The organism is Neobacillus solisequens (genome assembly GCF_051233465.1).
GTDB lineage: Bacteria > Bacillota > Bacilli > Bacillales > Cytobacillaceae > Neobacillus.
In genome coordinates this window covers 384,639-404,498 of the sequence record NZ_JBKFGJ010000002.1, presented here as the reverse complement: position 1 = coordinate 404,498, position 19,860 = coordinate 384,639, and the positions used below count along the sequence as shown (strand labels likewise).

At 38.7% G+C, this 19,860-nt stretch carries 20 protein-coding genes and 1 riboswitch; of the genes, 3 read left to right on the top strand and 17 right to left on the bottom strand.

The window, feature by feature from the left end; genetic code table 11:
- The first annotated feature begins 43 nt into the window (after window positions 1-43).
- Window positions 44-1,687, top strand: coding sequence for a PAS domain-containing sensor histidine kinase (locus ACI3K6_RS02450; protein ID WP_435553556.1), 1,644 nt, complete (start codon window positions 44-46; stop codon window positions 1,685-1,687).
- A gap of 36 nt (window positions 1,688-1,723) precedes the next feature.
- Here the strand turns inward: ACI3K6_RS02450 and ACI3K6_RS02445 are convergent, their stop codons facing one another.
- From ACI3K6_RS02445 to ACI3K6_RS02435, 3 genes are read right to left on the bottom strand one after another with little or no spacing between them, the layout of a single operon-like run.
- Entirely contained in the window at window positions 1,724-2,851 is a 1,128-nt protein-coding gene (locus ACI3K6_RS02445; RefSeq protein ID WP_435553555.1) for a GerAB/ArcD/ProY family transporter, read from the bottom strand.
- A 15-nt stretch (window positions 2,852-2,866) separates the two neighbouring features.
- Window positions 2,867-4,075, bottom strand: coding sequence for a Ger(x)C family spore germination protein (locus tag ACI3K6_RS02440; RefSeq protein WP_435553554.1), 1,209 nt, complete (start codon window positions 4,073-4,075; stop codon window positions 2,867-2,869).
- Window positions 4,072-5,661: a spore germination protein gene (locus tag ACI3K6_RS02435; RefSeq protein WP_435553553.1), complete on the bottom strand. Its 1,590-nt coding sequence runs from the start codon at window positions 5,659-5,661 to the stop codon at window positions 4,072-4,074. The genes ACI3K6_RS02440 and ACI3K6_RS02435 overlap by 4 nt, the downstream gene beginning before the upstream one ends.
- Before the next feature lie 121 nt (window positions 5,662-5,782).
- Here ACI3K6_RS02435 and ACI3K6_RS02430 point away from each other — a divergent pair, with 121 nt between their 5' ends.
- Window positions 5,783-6,022: a YczF family membrane protein gene (locus ACI3K6_RS02430; protein WP_435553552.1), complete on the top strand. Its 240-nt coding sequence runs from the start codon at window positions 5,783-5,785 to the stop codon at window positions 6,020-6,022.
- 22 nt (window positions 6,023-6,044) lie between these two features.
- Here the strand turns inward: ACI3K6_RS02430 and ACI3K6_RS02425 are convergent, their stop codons facing one another.
- The 3 genes from ACI3K6_RS02425 to ACI3K6_RS02415 form a co-directional block, all read right to left on the bottom strand.
- Window positions 6,045-6,224: a hypothetical protein gene (locus ACI3K6_RS02425; RefSeq protein ID WP_435553551.1), complete on the bottom strand. Its 180-nt coding sequence runs from the start codon at window positions 6,222-6,224 to the stop codon at window positions 6,045-6,047.
- Between the two features lie 120 nt (window positions 6,225-6,344).
- The gene (locus ACI3K6_RS02420) at window positions 6,345-7,565 is read right to left on the bottom strand and encodes an MDR family MFS transporter (RefSeq protein WP_435553550.1); all 1,221 of its coding nucleotides are present in this window, start codon (window positions 7,563-7,565) and stop codon (window positions 6,345-6,347) included.
- A gap of 116 nt (window positions 7,566-7,681) precedes the next feature.
- Window positions 7,682-7,948 (bottom strand): phage holin, encoded by a 267-nt coding sequence (locus ACI3K6_RS02415; protein ID WP_335476690.1) that lies wholly within the window; start codon window positions 7,946-7,948, stop codon window positions 7,682-7,684.
- 171 nt (window positions 7,949-8,119) lie between these two features.
- Between ACI3K6_RS02415 and ACI3K6_RS02410 the strand changes: the two genes are divergently transcribed.
- The gene (locus ACI3K6_RS02410; RefSeq protein ID WP_435553549.1) at window positions 8,120-10,222 is read left to right on the top strand and encodes a transglycosylase domain-containing protein; all 2,103 of its coding nucleotides are present in this window, start codon (window positions 8,120-8,122) and stop codon (window positions 10,220-10,222) included.
- A gap of 17 nt (window positions 10,223-10,239) precedes the next feature.
- Here ACI3K6_RS02410 and ACI3K6_RS02405 read toward each other — a convergent pair whose 3' ends face one another.
- Genes ACI3K6_RS02405 through ACI3K6_RS02355 form a run of 11 tightly spaced genes read right to left on the bottom strand, consistent with a single transcriptional unit; the run spans window position 10,240 to window position 19,273 of the window.
- Complete coding sequence (locus tag ACI3K6_RS02405; RefSeq protein ID WP_435553548.1) at window positions 10,240-10,959, bottom strand: ATP-binding protein; 720 nt, start codon at window positions 10,957-10,959, stop codon at window positions 10,240-10,242.
- 2 nt (window positions 10,960-10,961) lie between these two features.
- Entirely contained in the window at window positions 10,962-11,459 is a 498-nt protein-coding gene (locus ACI3K6_RS02400; RefSeq protein ID WP_435553547.1) for an ECF transporter S component, read from the bottom strand.
- Window positions 11,428-11,913 (bottom strand): bifunctional adenosylcobinamide kinase/adenosylcobinamide-phosphate guanylyltransferase, encoded by a 486-nt coding sequence (locus tag ACI3K6_RS02395; protein WP_435553546.1) that lies wholly within the window; start codon window positions 11,911-11,913, stop codon window positions 11,428-11,430. The genes ACI3K6_RS02400 and ACI3K6_RS02395 overlap by 32 nt, the downstream gene beginning before the upstream one ends.
- Window positions 11,865-12,476 (bottom strand): histidine phosphatase family protein, encoded by a 612-nt coding sequence (locus tag ACI3K6_RS02390; RefSeq protein WP_435553545.1) that lies wholly within the window; start codon window positions 12,474-12,476, stop codon window positions 11,865-11,867. Before ACI3K6_RS02390 ends, ACI3K6_RS02395 begins: the two co-directional genes overlap by 49 nt.
- Window positions 12,434-13,222 (bottom strand): adenosylcobinamide-GDP ribazoletransferase, encoded by a 789-nt coding sequence (cobS, locus tag ACI3K6_RS02385; RefSeq protein WP_435553544.1) that lies wholly within the window; start codon window positions 13,220-13,222, stop codon window positions 12,434-12,436. The genes ACI3K6_RS02390 and cobS overlap by 43 nt, the downstream gene beginning before the upstream one ends.
- Entirely contained in the window at window positions 13,223-13,816 is a 594-nt protein-coding gene (locus ACI3K6_RS02380) for a bifunctional adenosylcobinamide kinase/adenosylcobinamide-phosphate guanylyltransferase (protein ID WP_435553543.1), read from the bottom strand.
- Window positions 13,774-14,874 (bottom strand): threonine-phosphate decarboxylase CobD, encoded by a 1,101-nt coding sequence (cobD, locus tag ACI3K6_RS02375; protein ID WP_435553542.1) that lies wholly within the window; start codon window positions 14,872-14,874, stop codon window positions 13,774-13,776. Before cobD ends, ACI3K6_RS02380 begins: the two co-directional genes overlap by 43 nt.
- Entirely contained in the window at window positions 14,831-15,814 is a 984-nt protein-coding gene (gene cbiB, locus ACI3K6_RS02370; protein ID WP_435553541.1) for an adenosylcobinamide-phosphate synthase CbiB, read from the bottom strand. The genes cobD and cbiB overlap by 44 nt, the downstream gene beginning before the upstream one ends.
- Entirely contained in the window at window positions 15,808-17,277 is a 1,470-nt protein-coding gene (locus ACI3K6_RS02365; RefSeq protein ID WP_435553540.1) for an adenosylcobinamide amidohydrolase, read from the bottom strand. Before ACI3K6_RS02365 ends, cbiB begins: the two co-directional genes overlap by 7 nt.
- Window positions 17,278-18,342: a FecCD family ABC transporter permease gene (locus ACI3K6_RS02360; protein WP_435553539.1), complete on the bottom strand. Its 1,065-nt coding sequence runs from the start codon at window positions 18,340-18,342 to the stop codon at window positions 17,278-17,280. It lies immediately after the preceding gene.
- The gene (locus ACI3K6_RS02355; protein WP_435553538.1) at window positions 18,308-19,273 is read right to left on the bottom strand and encodes an ABC transporter substrate-binding protein; all 966 of its coding nucleotides are present in this window, start codon (window positions 19,271-19,273) and stop codon (window positions 18,308-18,310) included. Before ACI3K6_RS02355 ends, ACI3K6_RS02360 begins: the two co-directional genes overlap by 35 nt.
- A 170-nt stretch (window positions 19,274-19,443) precedes the next feature.
- A riboswitch (cobalamin riboswitch) is annotated at window positions 19,444-19,636 on the bottom strand.
- Between the last annotated feature and the right edge of the window lie 224 nt (window positions 19,637-19,860).

Here is a 19,860-nt window from a genome sequence, read left to right as displayed (position 1 = left end):
TTATACAAAAATACTAACTAACAAGAAGGAATCGGAGTATTTCATGCAAAAAATTAAATTAGTCCTTATCTACTGTATTACAAGTATTATTTGGATTTTTGGAACTAACTTTCTGACACATCAATTTATACCCCCGACATTCATTCCACTCGTAGAAAGATCTAAAGAAATATTCTATGTAGTGGTAACAGCAGCTTTTATTTATTTTATCAATAATAAGAACAAACAATTACAAGAATCCAGAGAAGATCAAAATCGCCTATCGACCTTAATTAATTCCATGGTTGACTTTGTCATTTTTAAAGATCACGAAGGCAAATGGATAGAGGCCAACGATTTTGGGCTCCGATTATTTAAGCTTGAACATGTGGATTATCGCAAAAAAAAGGATTCGGAGTTAGCCCAGTTTTCTGAGTTCTATGGCGAGGCATTAAGATGTTGTGAAAAGTCGGATGAGGAAGCATGGCAAAATCGTAAAATTACGCGAATTGAGGAAGTCCTGTTGATGGAGGACGGTTCAACTAAGACTTTTGATACCATTAAGGTCCCTCTTTTTTATCCTGATGGCAGCAGAGAAGGTTTAGTTATTATCGGACGTGATATTACTGAAAAAATTGAAATGGAAAAACGCCTGACGGAAAGTCAACAACGGTACAAATCTTTATTTGACTACAGCCCTGATATCGTTTATATGATGGATTTAGAAGGAAACATCACCAATCTAAATCCTCACTTTGAAATCAATACCGGATATAAACATAGTGATTTAATTGGGAAAAATGTATCCTCTCTTTTATCTAAAAAAGACTCACGCTATTTGCACAAATTTATCAGTTCAGTTGTTCAAGAGCAGAAACCCGCAAATTATGAAATCTCGATCCCAGATGTTCATGGTAAAATGATTATCCTTCAATGCACGGCTCAACCTATTAATATTAATGGCAATATAACCGGGATTATTGGGTACGCAAAAGATATTACATCCATTAGAGATACCGAAGAGAGACTCAGAAGAACGGAGAAGTTGTACGTTGTTGGTGAGCTTTCAGCAAGTGTGGCGCATGAAATTCGCAACCCGTTAACCTCTCTGAAAGGTTTTGTCCAGCTGTTGCAGACCGAAGATCACCGTCACCAATTTTATTATGAAATCATGTTAGACGAATTAAATCGGATTAATCACATTGTTGGAGAACTTTTGCTACTGGCAAAGCCCCAGCATATGAAATTCACCCAAACTTCCGTCCAAAAGCTTCTTCACGATGTTATTTCCTTATTAAATACGGAAGCTAGTCTATATAATGTTCAAATTCACTATGATTTTCCAGAAATTGATCTCGAAATCGAATGCGAGCCTAATCAATTCAAACAATTATTTATTAATATCATAAAAAATGGAATTGAAGCCTCACAAAATGGCGGCACTGTCTTTCTTACCCTTGAACGACTAGAAACGTCTGCCATGGCTTCTATCACAATCCGTGACAACGGTTGTGGAATATCTAAAGAAAGATTAAAAAGAATCGGTGAACCATTCTATTCCTCAAAAGAAAAAGGTACTGGTTTAGGACTGACAGTCAGTTACAAAATTGTTCAGTCTCATCACGGGACCATTCAAGTAGAAAGCCAAAAGAATCATGGCACAACAGTCAATGTTCAATTGCCAATATCTCAGAATATAACATCGTAATGAAATTATGCCCTCATTTTCTCCAAAATGAGGGCTTTATTGTGAGTATTCCTCTGTAGAACTTTTCTTTTTTGCTGTGAAACGATTTCTTATTACAGCAATCAATAATAATGTACATGGTATTAGGATTTGAAACGGCCAATGCAAATATATGGGAACCACTTTCAAACCTTCTTGAATGTGTTCAGTATAGTTTGGAGCAATAATGACTGCAGTCAATAAAATTAGAATGGCAAATGGAAAGCAAATTTGGCGATAGCTTTTCAACTTAAAAACATCTGCTGCCCCAATCACTGCAGCATAATAAAAAACCGTTACTTTTATAAAACCTGCGATCATCAAGTAGAGCATAAATAAAACATCCAGCCGTTCAATAAAATTAGCAAGTTGTATTTTACTGACTGTTGAAAGCAATGGATACGGTGAGCGCATAAACAGGTCCGTACCAAGAGTAGCAATATTAACGATCGCGGCAATTGTAAAATTAACCCCGCTTAACACCATTCCAAAAATACCAACATATCTTGTTTTTTCCGGCTTATTTACATAGGGAAGCAACATTGTAAAGACTACCATTTCACCAAAAGGAAAGGTTAATGTTTGTGTTAGCGTTGCTTTTAAAATAGCCTTCCAATCATTTTCAAACATCGGTTTAAGATTTTCCATATGAATTAATCCAGAAAATATTATTAGAAAGAAACCAACAATCGCCATAAAATAAATAACAGCAAAAAAGAGTTCCCCTACCCTTGCAATCACCTCAAACCCTTTATGGATTGCATAGGATGATGTAAGGATAAGAATGGTCATTAGAAAAAAAAGTGGTGTTTGAGTGTAGATTGTTGAAGTTAGCAGTTCACCGAAATCCCGTAAAATTCTTGATGCAAGGTACGTGTAGTAAATAATATATAAAAAGGCAATCACTTTGCCAACCCACTTACCGACAATCTTTTGAACATAGCCTGTTAGGGGAAGATCCGGATAAAATGTAAATAAACGATGGTAGACCAGGCAGAGCAAAACGCCTCCAGCCATCCCCAACGGAATTGGAATCCAGGCGTCCTGCTTTAATTGAGTAGGAAACCCCACTAATATTGCCGTACCCATTTCAAACAAAACGACGATGACAAATAACTGCTTCGCACTAATTTTTGCTTTTTCCATCACTTCCCTCCTTCTTTACTTATCCATATTCATCCAAAATGGATTATTGCGAATTCCAATTTCACGATAGATTGCCTCGACCTTTACACTAAAACCTAAGTTTGCAAATTGTTCATCCCAGTTCCTTTTCGTTTTTTTCCAATAATCAGGATAAGATCGATGGACGGAATCGCCAAAACCGAATATATCGGCCTTATATGACTGCGCGTATCGAATGGATTCTTCTATATCTTTTTTTATTATTACAGCTGTTTTTTTTTCGAGGGATTCGACACTCTCGATTTTAGTGATATCGAAGGAAGTATTCATTTCACTAAGTTTACATAATGTTTGTACCGAAATCTCCACGAACGGTTTTCCGTTGACCATTTTAACCGACACTTTTGTATCTGATAAATAGGGTGTCATACTCACGGCATCTTTTTTTCCTTTGAAATTGAAATCTATATAGGTTCCTTTCATTTTATTCATAACCCAAACGACCCCTTTGGCATTATCATTATTTAACCATCCGACTAATTTACCATTTTTCATTATGGCCATTCCGCTAGCCGTAATAATAGCAGGTGGAATGGTATTATTAATATTGTCCGGCGATGATCCTTTTTTTGTTTTACCAGTCAACGTAAAACCGTTAATGAGTGGCTCTTTCCCATCACTTACAATGGTAGAAATGATATCATCAATACTCATTTTAATATTCTCACCCAGAATGGCTTCCGTACCTTCTATTGTCTTTGTAAATTTATTAACGGGAAGCTTATCGAGATTTGTAAGAGTAGAAATGATATCCTTCGCTTTCGTGTTCTTGGATATGATTACTTCTGTCGTGGTTCGAAATTCTGAATCCCGATCCAATGCATCTAATAAATTCAAAATTCCTTCTTTAGCAACTTCCTCACTAATGATCAAAAGATTTGTATGGGAGTAGTAAATTCTCCTTGAAATAATTTTTGAGAGTTTTCTGCTTGCTTCAGTCAAATTATTACCCGAACTGCGGTAGACCACGACGGGAGGACCTTGGCTGCCACCACCAGTTTGACCGGAGGCTACATTCGAAGGGACAACAATCTGAAGGGACATTTCATACCTTTCTTTGGTTCCTTTGTCTATTCCCATTGCCGTAACAAAAGCCAAATCTGTCAATTCCCGATGGTTCCAGCACCCTTCTAATAAAGGGATCACAGTGAAGATTATGATAAATAGAGAAATTGTTTTTTTCATGATTGATTTCCTCCGTTTTGCTGTGGAGGTTCAGGCTTTTGATTGCTGCCGGTTCTAACTATGTTTCCTTTACTAATATTTTTAGGCCTTGCCTTAAATCCCCAAAGTGGAAAGCGAATAAAGACATCCTGTTGATTTTCCGGATCAAAAGGAGCTAATGGAGACATGTAAGGAACTCCAAATGAACGCAAAGAACATAAATGTATGGCCATCAAGATCAATCCAATCATTATTCCATAGAAGCCGATAAAAGCGGCAAGAACCATTAAGGCAAACCGGAGTAATCTTGCCGAAATCGCCATAGCAAAAACAGGTGTTGAAAAATTGGCGATGGCCGTGATCGACACGACAATAACCATTACCGGTGAAATAATGCTGGCCTGAACAGCAGCCTGACCGATTACAAGTGCTCCAACAATAGAGACAGCCTGTCCAACGGCCCTCGGAAGCCGCAAACCTGCTTCACGTAAAATCTCAAAAACAATTTCCATTCCTAAAGCTTCGACAAAGGCTGGGAATGGGACGTTTTCTCGTTGGGCGGCAATCGCAATCGCCAAGGTTGTTGGAATCATTTCCTGATGAAAGGTTGTGGCGGCAATATAGATAGATGGTCCAATTAAGGCAATTAAAAACGCCAGAATCCTTAATAATCGAATACTGGTTGATAAATCCACCCTGGAATAGTAATCATCCGGTGCCTGAAAAAATTGAACAAATAAAGCCGGTACCGTAAGAACAAACGGACTTCCATCTACAACGATGGCCACTCGGCCTTCTACCAGTTGAGATGTAACCACGTCAGGCCGTTCTGTATGATAGGTCGTTGGAAAGGAGGTAAACGTTTTATCCTCAATAAATTGTTCCACATAACCAGAATCCAGAATGGCGTCTATATTTATTCTTTTTAAACGCTTCTTCACTTCCTCCACAATTTTTTCATTAACAATTCCTTTTACATACATGATGGCAACATCCGTCTCTGTGACGGTACCGATTTTTAGAGGTTCAATCCAAAGGTTCGGACTTTTGATGCGTCTTCTTATTAAAGCTGTATTGGTCCTAATTGTTTCTGTAAAAGAATCCTTTGGTCCCCGAATCGATAACTGTTGAGTGGGTTCGGATATTGCACGTAATTCCCCACCTCTGGTTTCACAGCTAATGGCCTTGTTGTATCCATCAAGAAAAATAATGGTGCAGCCTGATAACAACCAATGATACATGTCATCCCATTTTTCTATGGTTTTGATTGATCCAATCGCAACTATTTTATCTATGACCAATTGAAAAAAATCTGTTTCTTGAACTAATGGCTTTGGCTCCATAATCATTTCCAAAAGATAGTCACTTATACCTTTACCGTCGACCAAACCATCTATATAAATCAGTGCCCCTGGAGTTCCGCCAATTTTCACTTCACGAATGGTTAAATCAACACTATTTCCAAGTTCTCCTCTTATACGGGATAGATTCTCCTGATAATCTCGTTGAAACATTAAATCTTTAGGTTTGTATGGATCCAGCCATTGACGATAATTGTCATTCTGTTTTTTCGGTTGTTTTTTCAACCATTTTGATAAAATTGACATGTTTACCGCCCCACTTGGAAAGCTTATTTATTAATGGTTATGTTATCCACCTAAGCATGTTTTATCCATGATAAGGGAACGATAAAAAAAATTGGATTATTTATATAAAAGGGTGGAATCGGTGAAAACAATCTTAATTATCGGCCTTTTAACAGCGTCATTATTAGTCCTTATCATTTCAATAGATTATGTTATGTATGGAAACCTACTGGAGGTTTTACATAAAGAGTACAAACCTTTTAAAGTTACTGAAGAAACAGAATTAATCACCCTGATCCTTTTTGCCCTTTATTTTATCGTTAAAGCAGTAGTTGGCTTTTTTAAAAAAAAGCAAAGTGATGTGCAAAAAAAGCCCAATTAAAAAGGCCCCGTCCCCGGAGCCTTTACATGTTTACATCTTTTTCGTGTTTTCGCTTCAAAATCTGTGTAAAACGGCTTATTCTACTCCTCCATTTATTAAATAATTCTTCATTTTTTCCATATAAATAGCGGTTCCACCAATAATAGATGGATTCTTCTAATAAAATAAGCAAGAAATAAATCAGAAATATCCAAACCCACATATCAAGAACCTCTTTTCTAACGGATTCTCAACCTCTCACATTCACAATGGTTATCTCTTTGATTGTTTTCTTTTATTTTACCAGAAATTCACTTATAATTGGTTATTTATGGAAATATTTCTATACAACTTTTTCCTTATCTGTTGCTTTCATTTTAATAAAAGTATGATTTCCAGCTTTAAAAAAGATGATGCTCGAAAAAGTAATCAAAGCAATGATCCAGAACATAATTCCGTCTTGAAATTCCTTCATGAAAAAACCACCTATAATCGGGCCAATGAAATCTCCAATTTTACGAAATTGACCAGCACCAAAATAAGTGCCCCTTAAATGCTCAGGTGCCAGCTGATCCAGCATCATGTTATTGGCAGGGAAAATGAGAATTTCACCAAAAGTTAAAAAAACAATTGCCGCTATGGCGGTGATCCACCCATTTACAAATCCAAAACCAATCAATCCAATCGTCATGAAAATGGATCCAACTACCATCCCTTGCATATGCGTATATTTTTCCGCTAAATGGCTAATAGGCATTTGCAAGAAGATTACCATAACAGCATTTATGGTTAATAAAACAGAAAAAATAACCACACCATTTTCAACTGTATTCTCTAAAAATTGCGGAAAATTAGAATCCATTTGGACATATCCAAGATTAATCAAGATAATCCCGAGAAGTAAAAAACGAAGGGCCTTGTCAGTCCTAACAATGTTCAATGCATCTACTAATGAAACCTTCTTCTTGTTAGGGACCTCTTGGGTAATGACTAATTTTTTCAATAAAATAATCAAGGCTACTCCATAAACCAAATAGGTCCCACCTGTAATGGCAAAGGATAGTTTAGCAGATGTATTTGCCAAGTAGGCTCCCATCAGCGGTCCAACCGAGGCTCCAATATTAATCGCCGTATACCTCAGAGAATATACCTTCATTCGATGGTTCTTTTCGGTGAGATCCGCCATCAATGCTTGAGATGTGGGTTCAAAAAACGAGGTACATAATCCATTAAAAGCATTGAGAAGAATAAACCACCCTTGACTATCGGCCATCATAAATCCAAAATATACAAAAGCCAAGCCAAACAATGAAAACAACATAATAGGCTTTCTCCCATAACGATCTGATAAATGGCCACCGATAAATCCGCCAATCGTTCCCATTAATGGACTCATTCCAACCGTTAATCCAATGATTATTGGTGACATTTCCATGTTTCTAGATAAATAGATCGACAGAAACGGGAGCGTCATAAAGGCAGATCCCCGGGTTAAAATAGTTCCGGTTAACAATACCCAGACAATAGGATGAAACTGTTTCATATACGTTTTGAATTTATACATATGTAAGTACCTCCCAATTTTGAGGGTGCTTTTTTAGTTAACTATTTTTCTATAAAAATGTAAAGAATTTTACAACAATAAAAAAATCAGCTCCAACTGGAACTGATTCGCACCTATTAATTAGGGTCCTTATAATTTAGTGCCCGCTCACTATCTCCATAGCCTTTCGTTGTCGGATCCTGTATGATCCCCAACAAGGATAATAGGACGAAAATGGCATTTGCAAATGTAATAACCCAGTCCTGCATCGCATTTGACAGTTGAAAATCAGTCACTCCTAAACTATTTAAACATGATAAAACTAATTGAGCGACGATAAAAAGCTGTGAAATAAATGCAATCACCCAGTTCCGATTTTTAAAACGGACCTTCCAGTTTATCATCGTATCATTCCTTTCCTAGATTCATTCTTTCTCTATTGTATGCATGGGATCAACTATGGTTGTCCACGAATGTCATCATTAGGGAAATAAAAAAAGATTTTTATTGGTCTTTTTCAAAAAAGATCATTATAATATTAGAAGCAAAACTAATGGATAAGGTAAGGAGATACCATGGACAAGCAGCATCCATTTCGAGAAATGTTCCTACGTTTCTGGAAACGAAAACATATTACTCAGATACTATTATTACTCATCCTCTTTTTTACTCTTGTAACAATTTCATACTTTGGCTGGCTTGCGTCAAGAGCCAATGTCCAATCTTTGAAAGAAGGCCTCAGTCAACCTACAGTCATTTATGATAAGGATGGTCAAAAAGCAACGAATGTGGCGACAAATCGGACACAAGGGATTAAAATCGAGGAACTACCAAAATATGTTCCTAATGCAGTAGTCGCCATTGAAGACGAACGATTTTATGACCATAATGGTTTTGACGTCAAAGGAATTGCCCGTGCCTTTTTCAGCAATCTATTTGCTGGAAGAATTACCGGAGGAGGCAGTACATTAACGCAACAATTAACGAAAAATGCTTTGCTCTCTCCCGAACGAACCTATAAACGTAAGGCCGAAGAGCTATTTTTAGCAGTAAAGATTGAAAAAGTTTATACAAAAGAAGAAATTTTGCAAATGTACCTAAATCAAGTGTATTTCGGAAGCGGTGCATGGGGAATCGGTAATGCATCTAAAAAGTATTTTAATAAAGATATAAAAGATGTTTCAGTAAGTGAAGCAGCTATGCTTGCTGGCCTTCTTCATGCTCCAAATTATCTAGATCCGTACAAAAACTATGATTTGGCCATGAAACGAAGAAATGTTGTCCTAGCAAAAATGAAAGAACTGGGGATGATTACAAAATCCCAATATAACGAAGCAAAGAAGGAAAAAATCAAGCTGGAGGATGGCGGCGGCAGCTTCGTAGATAGAAAATACCCATACTATGTGGATGCTGTCTTGAATGAAGCGATTTCCAAGTATGGTTTAACCCAGGATGAAATTTTAACTAGAGGCTATCGAATTTATACAGAATTGGATCAAAATCTTCAAACTGGTTTAGAACAAACCTATGCAAAAAAATACTTGTTTCCTAGGGGAACTGGAGATCAGTTGGTGCAGAGCGGCTCTGTATTATTGAATCCTGCAACAGGAGGCGTCATGGCCGAAGTCGGCGGCCGTGGAAATCAGGTTTTCCGCGGATTTAATCGGGCTACTCAATTAAGAGCCCAGCCGGGTTCATCGATTAAACCGCTCGTAGTATATACCCCGGCACTTGATGAAGGCTACTCTTATTCTTCCGAATTGGTAGATGAATCGATTACTTTTGGTACCTATAAGCCGGAAAACTTCTCAAAAAACTATTCTGGGAAGGTGCAAATGTATAAGGCACTTGAAGAATCTTTAAATATTCCAGCCGTCTGGTTATTAGATAAAATTGGGCTAAACAAAGGCATAGAGTCTTTAAACCGGTTTGGAATTCCTGTTGAAAAAGCCGATAAAAACCTTGCGATTGCCCTTGGAGGCATGAGTACCGGTGTGTCTCCACTGCAAATGGCCGATGCATTCTCCGCGTTTCCTAACGGTGGAACAAGGATGGACAGCCATTTCATTACAAAAATTGTTGGCCCAACCGGTAATGTCATTGCGGAAAGGAAAGAAACAGAGACAAGAGTCACGTCAGCAAAAAATGCTAAAGAGATGACTTCCATGCTCTTGAATGTGGTTGAAACAGGTACAGGAAAACTAGCCCATATTCCTGGAGTCCAAATTGCCGGAAAAACAGGATCAACACAGCTTCCATTTGAAGGCGTTACAGGCACAAAGGATCAGTGGATGGTTGGATATACTCCCAATCTTGTTGCGGCCATTTGGATTGGCTATGACCAGACTGACCGGCAGCATTACTTGCCGAGCACGAGCTCTTCTAACGTAGTGCCGATCTTTAAGGAGATAATGAGAACTTCTACCTCCTACCTGCCAAAGAAAAATTTTGATGTGGTATCGATTAATGCTCAACTAGCAGGTGAACAAAATACGGGTAAAAGCTTATCCGATCAGGCTTCAGAAATTAGCAAGGAATTAAATGAAAATGCTAAAAAAATTGGCACAACGATAAAAGAAAATGCACCACAATGGAAAAAGAAATTGGATCAGGCTATTTATCAGGTTGGAGAATCGATTAACTCTTTAATCGAAAAAATCAAAGCCCAACAAAAATAGCACGCTTTTATGGCGTGCTATTTTTGTATCTTTAAGCTATGAAAGTGGCCTCCTGCAAATTGTGTGACTGCACTTTCTTGATCTGCAGGATAACGAACAATAAAACAAGTTGCAGGTCCTGAAGATTTCTCCATGTCCAAATCGATTACTGCCGTTTCTTTGTTAAAATCACTATTAGGATACATCCTTTTCAATTCATGTAAAATCCCTTTTGATCCAACCGGCCAAGTTACAACATCCTGTAACCGAGATATTTCTTTAAACATGTGCAAAGGTGCTACTTGATTTTCAAGGGCTATTACTTCATCCCCAACTAATGGTTGACCAATTACCGCCAATTTCTTCTCGTTGGTGAACTCACCTACACTTGCGTTGGATTTCGTTCCTTCCCCCATGACGATTACCCCAATAGCTGATTGAAGCAGCGAAAAATTGCTTTCTGTACTTCCAGTTATCTCGGCATCTTTCACCCCAAGTTCAGACAATCCTTTCCGAATCCCCCGAACCAGCGCCTCCCAAGAGTCATCACCGCAAAAATTATTTAGTACTACTGCCTTTATATTCCCTCCTGCTGCCATACACTCCATTGCTGCAACGCGAAAAGAATAATAGGCAACCATTTCATAGGATACCTGAACATGGTCATGTTTCTTCAGTCCAATTGCCCCGCTGTTATCACTAGCAATAATAAGGTGATATCCATTTCCACTTGGAATCGTAATGACATTTCTCATCATGTTTATTTTCCTTCACTTATTTTGGGGTTCACAACACTCACAAGCCGCGGTACCACTACTAAGGTAATCACTATATTTATGAGAGACCCGACAAAAAGCGATGGAAGCATCCCGATAAAAAAGGCTTTACTTATTAAAAACATAAATGGAAGCGGTGCAACAATCGTATTTCCGAAGATAAAGATAAGGCCAGAAATAATCGTTTTATTTTTTCGATAAATGAAACCAAATAACCATACCAGGATGGCCATTTCTGCTGCGATAATCAAATGCATCGGGCCTAAAGGGAAACCACTGATCATGGCGGAAACTAAATGTCCTAATGCAGCCACGATTGCACCAGGACCACTGCCCATCAGTGCAGCCGCCGCTAATGCAGGGAAAGAATCAAGTGCCACACTCCCAACTAGAGCTGGTACCTTGATGGCGGCACCTACTGCCGATAAAGCTATAAATAAAGCCAGCCAACTATAAAATTTCACTTGTGTAGTATTCTTCATTATTTTCATCCCTTCTCTCCGTTTTAATGGTTTGATTCAAACCGTACCAAATCCATTCCACTTGGGTTGATCTAGCTGCTAAATCTTGATAAACCCATCCAGTGACATCCCGCCACAAACGCTGTTCTTTTTCAATCGGTACAATTCCTTTTGAGATATCTGTTCCAATAACTACCAATTGGCGGCATGTGTCTGCTTTTTCCCAAGTGTCCCAGACATCTAAGCACTCACGCCATTTTTCCAGACTACAATTACTGTCATATAGCTTGATTAATTGTTTTATCCATATTTCGAGCCCTTCTATAACAAGGAGGTCTCCCCTCACATTTGATAAATCTAACGGCAGAGAGATATTTGCGTATGCGGAGATCCAATGGTCCTTTTGAGTGAACTGATACGTTTTCTTTACCCAAGCTTTTTTTCCGTTAAAGGCACCACCTGTAATAAAGTGCATCGTTCTCCCCTCCTTAGCCCATTTCTATTAAATGCCAATTCAAACCCTTGTGAATGTGGTACTTGCCAACTCCAAAAATCCTGAATTTCGGGAGCGTATTCAGATAACAAATACCGAATCACTCCTCCATGTGTCATGACAGCACAACGTTCAAATGTTTGTGTTAAAACCATTTGGACAAGCTTTCTCCATCCAGCCTGCACTCTTTCGCTAAATTGCTGATAGGACTCGCCATTTGGAGGACTGTACCTGCTTGGGTCTGTTAGCCACTGTTCATACCGGGGTTCATCTTTTAATTCTTCATACGTTTTTCCTTCCCAATCACCAAAATTCATCTCTCTTAATTCAGACAACAAATAAGGATGTGCCTGTGGGAACACCAAATTCAGGGTGGCTGTACATCTTGGTAAGTCACTTGAAAAATAAATGTCATGTTCCTTCAGGTTCATTAGAACTGGTTCTCCCGGACATAAAGGAGAATCTGTCCAACCTAGGTAGGCTCTTCGTACATTTGCTTCTGTTATACCATGACGAAATAATGTAATAACCACACGATCATCCATAGGAATAATTCAGCCCCCTCCACAGTTGCCCCCAGTACATCACCTGTTATTCCTCCAAACCATTTCATCGCTTTTCGGCGGCAAAATAGACAGAAAACAACGGCTGAAAATATCAATATGCCCATAAATAAAATATGATTAAAAAAGAACAAACTGCCAATAAAATAAACCAGTAAATAAACTGGGTAAATCGTTAAGGCAGAAGCTCCCGCAGCAGATTGAAATAAATATCCCAGACCTTCTTGCTTAGCTGACTTAACCGTTAACAACATAACCCCCATAATCGTTTTGCTCAAAAAAGGAATAGTCATGATAAGGAAATAAGCGGAGTTCTGATTAGTGATCGTGATCTCATAGAGAAACAGGAACCGGCTGGATAATAATATAAGTATCGAAATAACCCCAAAAGCACCTGTTCGTGGGTCTTTCATAATTTCTAGTCTTTTTTCCTTATCTCGATAGGAGAAAAAAGCATCACTCGCATCCATCCAACCATCTAAGTGAATCCCACCAGTCAGAAGAATCATCGCCAGCCATAACAAAAAAGACATTGCCAAATGGGAAAACGGCGTATATTCTCTCATTACAAAAAACAACAAAGAGTATAAAATTCCTTGAAATAAACCGACCAGTGGAAAAGCTTGAATGGTCCTTTTTAAATGGCTCTGATCGATTGGTAATTCTTTGGTGATTGGAATAGCAGTAAAAAATTGTAGCCCAATTAAAAATCCTTTTATAAATTTCATTTACCTCTGATCCACAGCTGGACTTTTCTCCCCTTTCATTTTGATTGGGATTCCGTTTTCAACTAAATAAGCTTCATCAGCTAGCCTGACTAGTTCCTGATGAATATGTCCTAACACTCTTTGATACTTGAACACTAACTCATTTTCAGACGGTAGATCATTTATGACCTCATTACTGACCACTATAACTGTCATGGCATGCTCCTTTAACATGGAAATGCCCTGCACAATCGTTTCTTTTACGTTTAAAAGAAAGGTGTCCTCCATTTCTGCAGAGGTAGAAAACCATTCATTATTTAATAGAGTGGTAACGCAATCTAGTAAAATAATATCTTGAACACCCAACCATTCTAGTGCTTTTTCAATTCTGGTAGGCTGCTCGATCGTGATCCACTGATATCCGTCTGTAATACGATCCTGTTGATGCTTTTCAATTCGCCGCACCATTTCTTCATCAGATGGCATACCGGTGGCCAAATAATGTAAACGGGCACCGGTTTTTTTATGAATTTCAACTGCCTTTTTCTCTGCAAAGCTGCTTTTCCCACTTCTTACTCCACCGCTGATGAATACAAGGGATGGGATGTCCGCCATCGGGCTAACACCTCCATGAGTTTTGTATTTTCTTCTCTACTTTTTATCGCAAATCGAAGCCAATTGCCTTCTAAACCTGGAAAATTAAAGGTATGGCGAGGAATGATGGCATTTTTCACCAGGAATTCAAACATTTCATATTGATTCTTTACCGTTGGATCCTTAAATAAATAAAAATTTACAGTTGAATTTGTTACGAGAAACCTATGATGTTGAAAAAAATCAAATAGCCGATTTCGCTCCATAGCGATAAACTCCTGAGTGTTTAAAATAAAGTCATGATCACCAAGGCAAATCTCCCCAGCCAACAGGGCAATCGTATTGACACTCCAATGCGGCTGTAGAGGCAGCAATTCTCTTACCACTTTTGCACTTGCAGTTAAATATCCTAATCGCAGACCAGGTATCGAAAACATCTTCGTCATTGACCTAAGGATCATTAAATTCGGGTAATGATGGATGTAAGGAAGCATCGACTCGTATTCCACAACAAAATCGTAAAAGGCTTCATCCAGGATCACCACACATTGTTCCTCATTACAGACCTTAATGATCTCTAAGACGAGTTCCTGTGAATAGTGGATACCGGTAGGATTATTAGGATTGCAAAAAAACAGGGCGTCAACTCCCGCCAGACTCTCACGAAACTTATTCATTTCCCATTTAAATTCCGGACCCGTTAATGAAAAGTAGCGAATCTCGCATTGATTCGCGCGACAGGCACTTTCATATTCTGAAAAAGTCGGTTGCACGATTAAAACGGTTTTTCCAGTCAGCCACCGAGAAACAAGATGAATAAGCTCTGATCCGCCATTGCCAATCAGGAGTGATTCAGCTGGCAGTTTCTCCTTTTCTGAAATGAAGGTTTTGAGTTTTAATGAATTAGGGTCAGGATATACCATCAATTTATCGTAAAAATGAGGCCAATTTTCTTTTAAAACACTAGGTGGTCCCAATGGATTAATGTTTGCACTAAAATCAACATACTCTTGAGGTAATGGAAGCCCCATTGCTTTATAAAGATATTGTGGATTTGATCCATGTACTGGCCAGTTCAATCATCATCCCTCCCATCCAAAGAAAAAGTAAAAATAGAAACACTGTTTTATGTAAAATCATGTTTGCTTTTTTGATATCCTCTGCCACGATTGGTCGAAGGGGCTCCCCCATTTTTGCACGATTGGAAACAATACCTTTATAGTAATTAATCCCACCCAGTTGTATTCCCAAAATGACAGCAACAGCTGCTTCCCCCCAACCGCTGTTAGGGCTAGGGTGTTTTTTGGCATCTCTAAACAAAATCGACCATGCTTTTCGATAATGGAGGATCTTCGGCCGATTTCCCAATAACATGACCAATCCAGTTAGACGGCTAGGAATCCAATTCATCACATCATCCCATTTGGCAGAGGCCCAGCCAAATTCTTGGAATTTCTCATTCTGATAGCCAACCATTGAATCACAAGTATTCGTGGCACGATAGACCATAGCTAACGGGGCACCGCCAATCAATGCCCAAAATAGCGGTGCCGTAACACCATCACTCGTATTTTCCGCAACCGTTTCAATCGCCCCTCTGGCAATTTCACCTTCATCAAGCTCATCAGTGTCACGGCCAACAATATAGGATAGTTTTGTTCTAGCTTCACCCAAATCTCCATTTATAAGCGGTTGATAAACCTCAAGAGAGGCATTCCGCAAACTTTTTTGGGCAATGGTGGTCGATATGATGATACTTTCCACTGCAATTCCGAAAACGGGATGAATTTCATAGGCCATCCAGGTTACTAAGATGACTACAAAAAAGACTGTCAACAAAACAAAAAGGAGCATCAAAACCCCTTTCGTTTTCTTATCGTATCCGTTGTTCCAACGTTTTTCCAAATAGGCGATCAGTGAACCCATCCATTTTACTGGATGAGGCCACTTTGGTGGATCACCAATAACTAAATCGACTATGTAGGCAATGCTAATTGAAACTAAATGATAAACTAACATTTTTGTTTCCTTTTTTGAGATTTTTGTATAGCTTCTGTAGTACATTCGTAAACAGCTTTACTAATCAGTTTCCCTAATGAAGTGATCGTCCCCGCAAAGTCCAACATTTTTCCCGTTTGTGTAGCAGCGACTAAAATACTGTCAGTTGAAGTACCAGTGGCAATAGTTCCTGTTCGATTATCTTCAATCTTTAAATCATGCAATGCCTTAACCTTTGCTTCGGTTGCCGTCATAATACTTTGAATAAAAGATTCATCCGTCAGTTCTCCATTGATAAAGATCCAAGTATTAATAGTGCCTGGTACCTTTTCAACTTCATGAAGATGACTCCGTGCGGCATCAACAGCATTTCCAACTCCGGCAGTGACGACGAGAAATATCGAAAACCCTTCTCCATCTAGTTTTTTATAAACGACATCTTCCAAGATTACAGCTGTCATCATTCCGACTGTATCCGAAGGTTCAAATCCTCTCGCTAGTAAAAAATCAGTCATTTCTTGAATGTGATTACTGCAATTATAATCCTTATGTACATGTCGGTTCACGAACGTATCATGCCAGCCCACGCCTGACCCGATTACACCAGATGAAAGTGTCTTCAAAGGGATTGGTGACTTTAAAGAAATAATGTCATCGGATACATGAAGCATATCCTCAGTAACATGATAAGTGGGGCCATTATTATACACATTTGGCAACAATACCATTTGCGGCGCTGCTACTTTTGGATGAGGTTGCTTTTGGATACGCGTCCGATAAACGTCCTTAATTCGTTCTTCTTTTAAAACCTCATTCGGAATATGAAGACTATTGATCCTTCCCTTTTCCAGCAGTAATAAGCGATCACAATATAAACCCGCAAGATTTAAATCATGAAAAATCGAAATAACCGTTAATTTATGATCCAAAGTCCACTGTTTTAATAAATCCAGTAATTCTTTCTGATAAGATAAATCCAAATGATTCGTCGGTTCATCAAGCAAAAGAACCTCAGGCTCTTGAGCAAGTGCCTGTGCCAGAAATACTCTTTGCTTTTCACCCCCAGATAAAGCATTAATATCTTTATGCTGAAAATTTGAAATACCCACTTGCTTCATGACTAATTGTACTACTTCTTCATCTTGATTGCTCCAATTTTGAAAAAAACCCTTTTGATGAGCGTATCGCCCTAGTGCAACCGTTTCTTTTACAGAATAGGAAAAGGAATGTGAAGAGTGTTGTGATAATACAGCAATTTTTTTTGCAAACTGTTTTTGTGTGTATTCCTTCAGTTTTTTCCCGTTTATGAATAGATCGCCTGATCGGACGGGCAGTATGCCGCTAAGAAGTTTAAGGAGAGTAGTTTTTCCGCTTCCGTTAGGACCCAAAATCCCAAATAATTCACCTGTTTTTACTTCAAATGAAATATCTTTTACGACAAGTTCATTCCCATATCCTCCGGAAACATGTTGAACCGATAACATCTATTCATCACCTCTTTCCTTCCGTTTCCTCTGTAATAAGATAAGGGCAAAAATGGGAGCCCCAATTAAAGAGGTAATAACACCAATCGGAAGCTCGCTTGGAGATATAATTGTTCTTGAAATAAGGTCCGCGATAATCAAAAAGCCGCTCCCAGTCAAAATGCAAAGCGGTAAAAGATACTTATGATCTGGTCCCCACAACAATCTTGATAAATGGGGAATCACCAATCCGACAAACCCGATGGTGCCTGACACCGCTACTGCTGCCCCCGTTAGGATAGACCCTGAAATTAATACAATCATCTTTCTTTTTTGGACATTGACACCTAAGTGATGAGCCCGTTCTTCTCCAAAGGACATGGCATTTAATTCTTTTGCATTGTATAAAAGAATGGCAGAGCCTATGATAAAAAACGGTAATATGATATATATGTAGTCCCAGCCCCGCATCGAAACGCTTCCCAAAAGCCAACCGATGATTTGTCTTAGCTCCTCTCCCGTTAAGGCAATCATTAGAGAGATCAGTGCTCCTAAAAAAGAGCTAAAGATAATTCCAGTTAGGATGATGGTTTCCACTCTCATGGAATGCTCTATCTTTTTAGCAAATGACAAGACTAAAAAAATCGTCATTAACGAAAAAACAATACTTAAAATGGGTAATGTAAACATCCCCACTAGCGGAAGTGAAATCTGGAGGAATAGGGTTAGGACTGCACCTAGTGAAGCCCCTGATGAGACACCTAATGTATATGGATCTGCTAACGGGTTTCTTAATAAGCCCTGAAAGGCAGCACCGGCAATGGCAAGTGACGCACCAACAAGACCAGCTAAAATCACTCTAGGTAAGCGAATGTTGAGGACAATACTAGAATACATGGGGTCAATGCCACTTGTCGAGATTCCACCAAACAGCTTTGCACCTATTATCTTAATAATAGTAAAGATTGGAACTGAAACAGTTCCAATCGAAATACCAAATAAAATAGAAAGAATCAAAAAGATCCCTGCCACTAAGAAGGCTATATAATGTTTATTTAAATACTTCCGGGTAAACAGCCTTGGCAAGATCCTCTACTCCTTCAACAAGTCTTGGACCCGTACGAGTAACTTTGTCAGAATTGACATCCACAACTTGCTTGTTTTTCACAGCATTAACATTTTCCCAACCTTTTTGTGTTAACACTTGCTCTGTTGGATTTTTAACATAATAGCCATATGTAGTCACAATCACATCAGGATTGCGTTTAATCATGGCTTCCTCTTCAATCTTAATCCAGCCCTCTTGGTCGCCCGCAATATTTTCAGCATTAATCAAATTCAGCATTTCATTCATAAACGTATTTTTACCAGGAGCATAAATTTCAGGTGATGGTGATACTTCCACTAACACTTTTTTCTTCTCTTTAATATCTTTTGCTTTTGTTTTAATTTCCGCCAACTTATCTTTCATATGTTGAACGATTTCTTCGGCTTTCTTTTTCTCTCCGGTGGCAGTACCAATCATATTAATGGAATCATACACTTGTTCAAAATTTTCCGCATCATTGACAACTAGTACCTTGATGCCCGCATCGCGCAGCTGTTGAAGGCCTTCTTTTGAATTATGTACACCAGATGCATGTGCTAAAACAACGTCAGGCTTTAACGAAATAATTTTTTCAATATTAATTTCTTGTCCGCCGACTTTCTCTTTTTTAGCCGTATCTTCTGGATAATTATCAAAATCTGAAACGCCGACAACTTCTTTTCCAAGCCCTAATGCATAAGTAATTTCCGTGTTACTAGGAATTAGTGAAACAATTTTCTTAGGTTTTTTATCAATAACTACCTTTTGATCCACTGCATCTTTAATGGTTACTGGGAAGGAAACCTTTTCTGATTTCTTTTCCACGCTGGATTTTTTCTCTTCTTTAACTTGATCTTTTGCCCCTGTACAACCGGCCAAAGCCCCTAATGTTAATAGTACTACAAATAATAGTGAATACAATTTCTTCATTTCATACTCTCCCCTGCATGTTTACTATACAAAAAATAATAGGTCTTCCTTACGCCACCAAATAAAAAACATCTCCACACAAAATGGAGATGTTGGTCTGATTAGATTCAATTACTAACACATATGTAATAGTAGTCTAGTCGTCCACACCTCCCTATCCTCGTAGGTTATTTGGCGCATTCAAATAGGCAGGTCTCCTGGCTTATGGTCATCACTCCCCACGTCTTCCCATCGATTCGATAGTGACAATTTGTGGGTTGCTCCCATTTACAGTGGCGGGACCGCGTTGGCTTTTTACCAAACTTCCCTTTTAAGCAAAAATCCCTTTTCGAGGATTTTAGCACCTATTTTCATTATTTTTTGTTACTCCCATTATAAAAAACGGAATAGGATTTGTATACATTTATTTTAGGCACTTTTAAACTTGTCAGTTGATTTCCGCTCCAGGTGCTTCGCTTTCCGTGGGCGTTTCGGCGAGCCTCCTCGGCGCTTGCGCCTGCGGGGTCTCTCCAGAACCGTACTCCCACAGGACATTGATTTTCTTCTTAGAATTCACCCACGCACGAAGGAAATGCGTTAGCATTTTC

Coding starts and splice junctions, on each gene's coding strand:
- ACI3K6_RS02400 (WP_435553547.1), bottom strand. CDS start 11,459: ATGAAGAATACTACACAAGTGAAATTTTATAGTTGGCTGGCTTTATTT.
- ACI3K6_RS02450 (WP_435553556.1), top strand. CDS start 44: ATGCAAAAAATTAAATTAGTCCTTATCTACTGTATTACAAGTATTATT.
- ACI3K6_RS02410 (WP_435553549.1), top strand. CDS start 8,120: ATGGACAAGCAGCATCCATTTCGAGAAATGTTCCTACGTTTCTGGAAA.
- ACI3K6_RS02420 (WP_435553550.1), bottom strand. CDS start 7,565: ATGTATAAATTCAAAACGTATATGAAACAGTTTCATCCTATTGTCTGG.
- cobS (WP_435553544.1), bottom strand. CDS start 13,222: ATGAAATTTATAAAAGGATTTTTAATTGGGCTACAATTTTTTACTGCT.
- ACI3K6_RS02365 (WP_435553540.1), bottom strand. CDS start 17,277: ATGTTATCGGTTCAACATGTTTCCGGAGGATATGGGAATGAACTTGTC.
- ACI3K6_RS02435 (WP_435553553.1), bottom strand. CDS start 5,661: ATGTCAATTTTATCAAAATGGTTGAAAAAACAACCGAAAAAACAGAAT.
- ACI3K6_RS02425 (WP_435553551.1), bottom strand. CDS start 6,224: ATGTGGGTTTGGATATTTCTGATTTATTTCTTGCTTATTTTATTAGAA.
- ACI3K6_RS02415 (WP_335476690.1), bottom strand. CDS start 7,948: ATGATAAACTGGAAGGTCCGTTTTAAAAATCGGAACTGGGTGATTGCA.
- ACI3K6_RS02390 (WP_435553545.1), bottom strand. CDS start 12,476: ATGGATGATCGTGTGGTTATTACATTATTTCGTCATGGTATAACAGAA.
- ACI3K6_RS02395 (WP_435553546.1), bottom strand. CDS start 11,913: ATGCACTTTATTACAGGTGGTGCCTTTAACGGAAAAAAAGCTTGGGTA.
- ACI3K6_RS02405 (WP_435553548.1), bottom strand. CDS start 10,959: ATGATGAGAAATGTCATTACGATTCCAAGTGGAAATGGATATCACCTT.
- ACI3K6_RS02445 (WP_435553555.1), bottom strand. CDS start 2,851: ATGGAAAAAGCAAAAATTAGTGCGAAGCAGTTATTTGTCATCGTCGTT.
- ACI3K6_RS02440 (WP_435553554.1), bottom strand. CDS start 4,075: ATGAAAAAAACAATTTCTCTATTTATCATAATCTTCACTGTGATCCCT.
- ACI3K6_RS02355 (WP_435553538.1), bottom strand. CDS start 19,273: ATGAAGAAATTGTATTCACTATTATTTGTAGTACTATTAACATTAGGG.
- cbiB (WP_435553541.1), bottom strand. CDS start 15,814: ATGTTAGTTTATCATTTAGTTTCAATTAGCATTGCCTACATAGTCGAT.
- ACI3K6_RS02380 (WP_435553543.1), bottom strand. CDS start 13,816: ATGGCGGACATCCCATCCCTTGTATTCATCAGCGGTGGAGTAAGAAGT.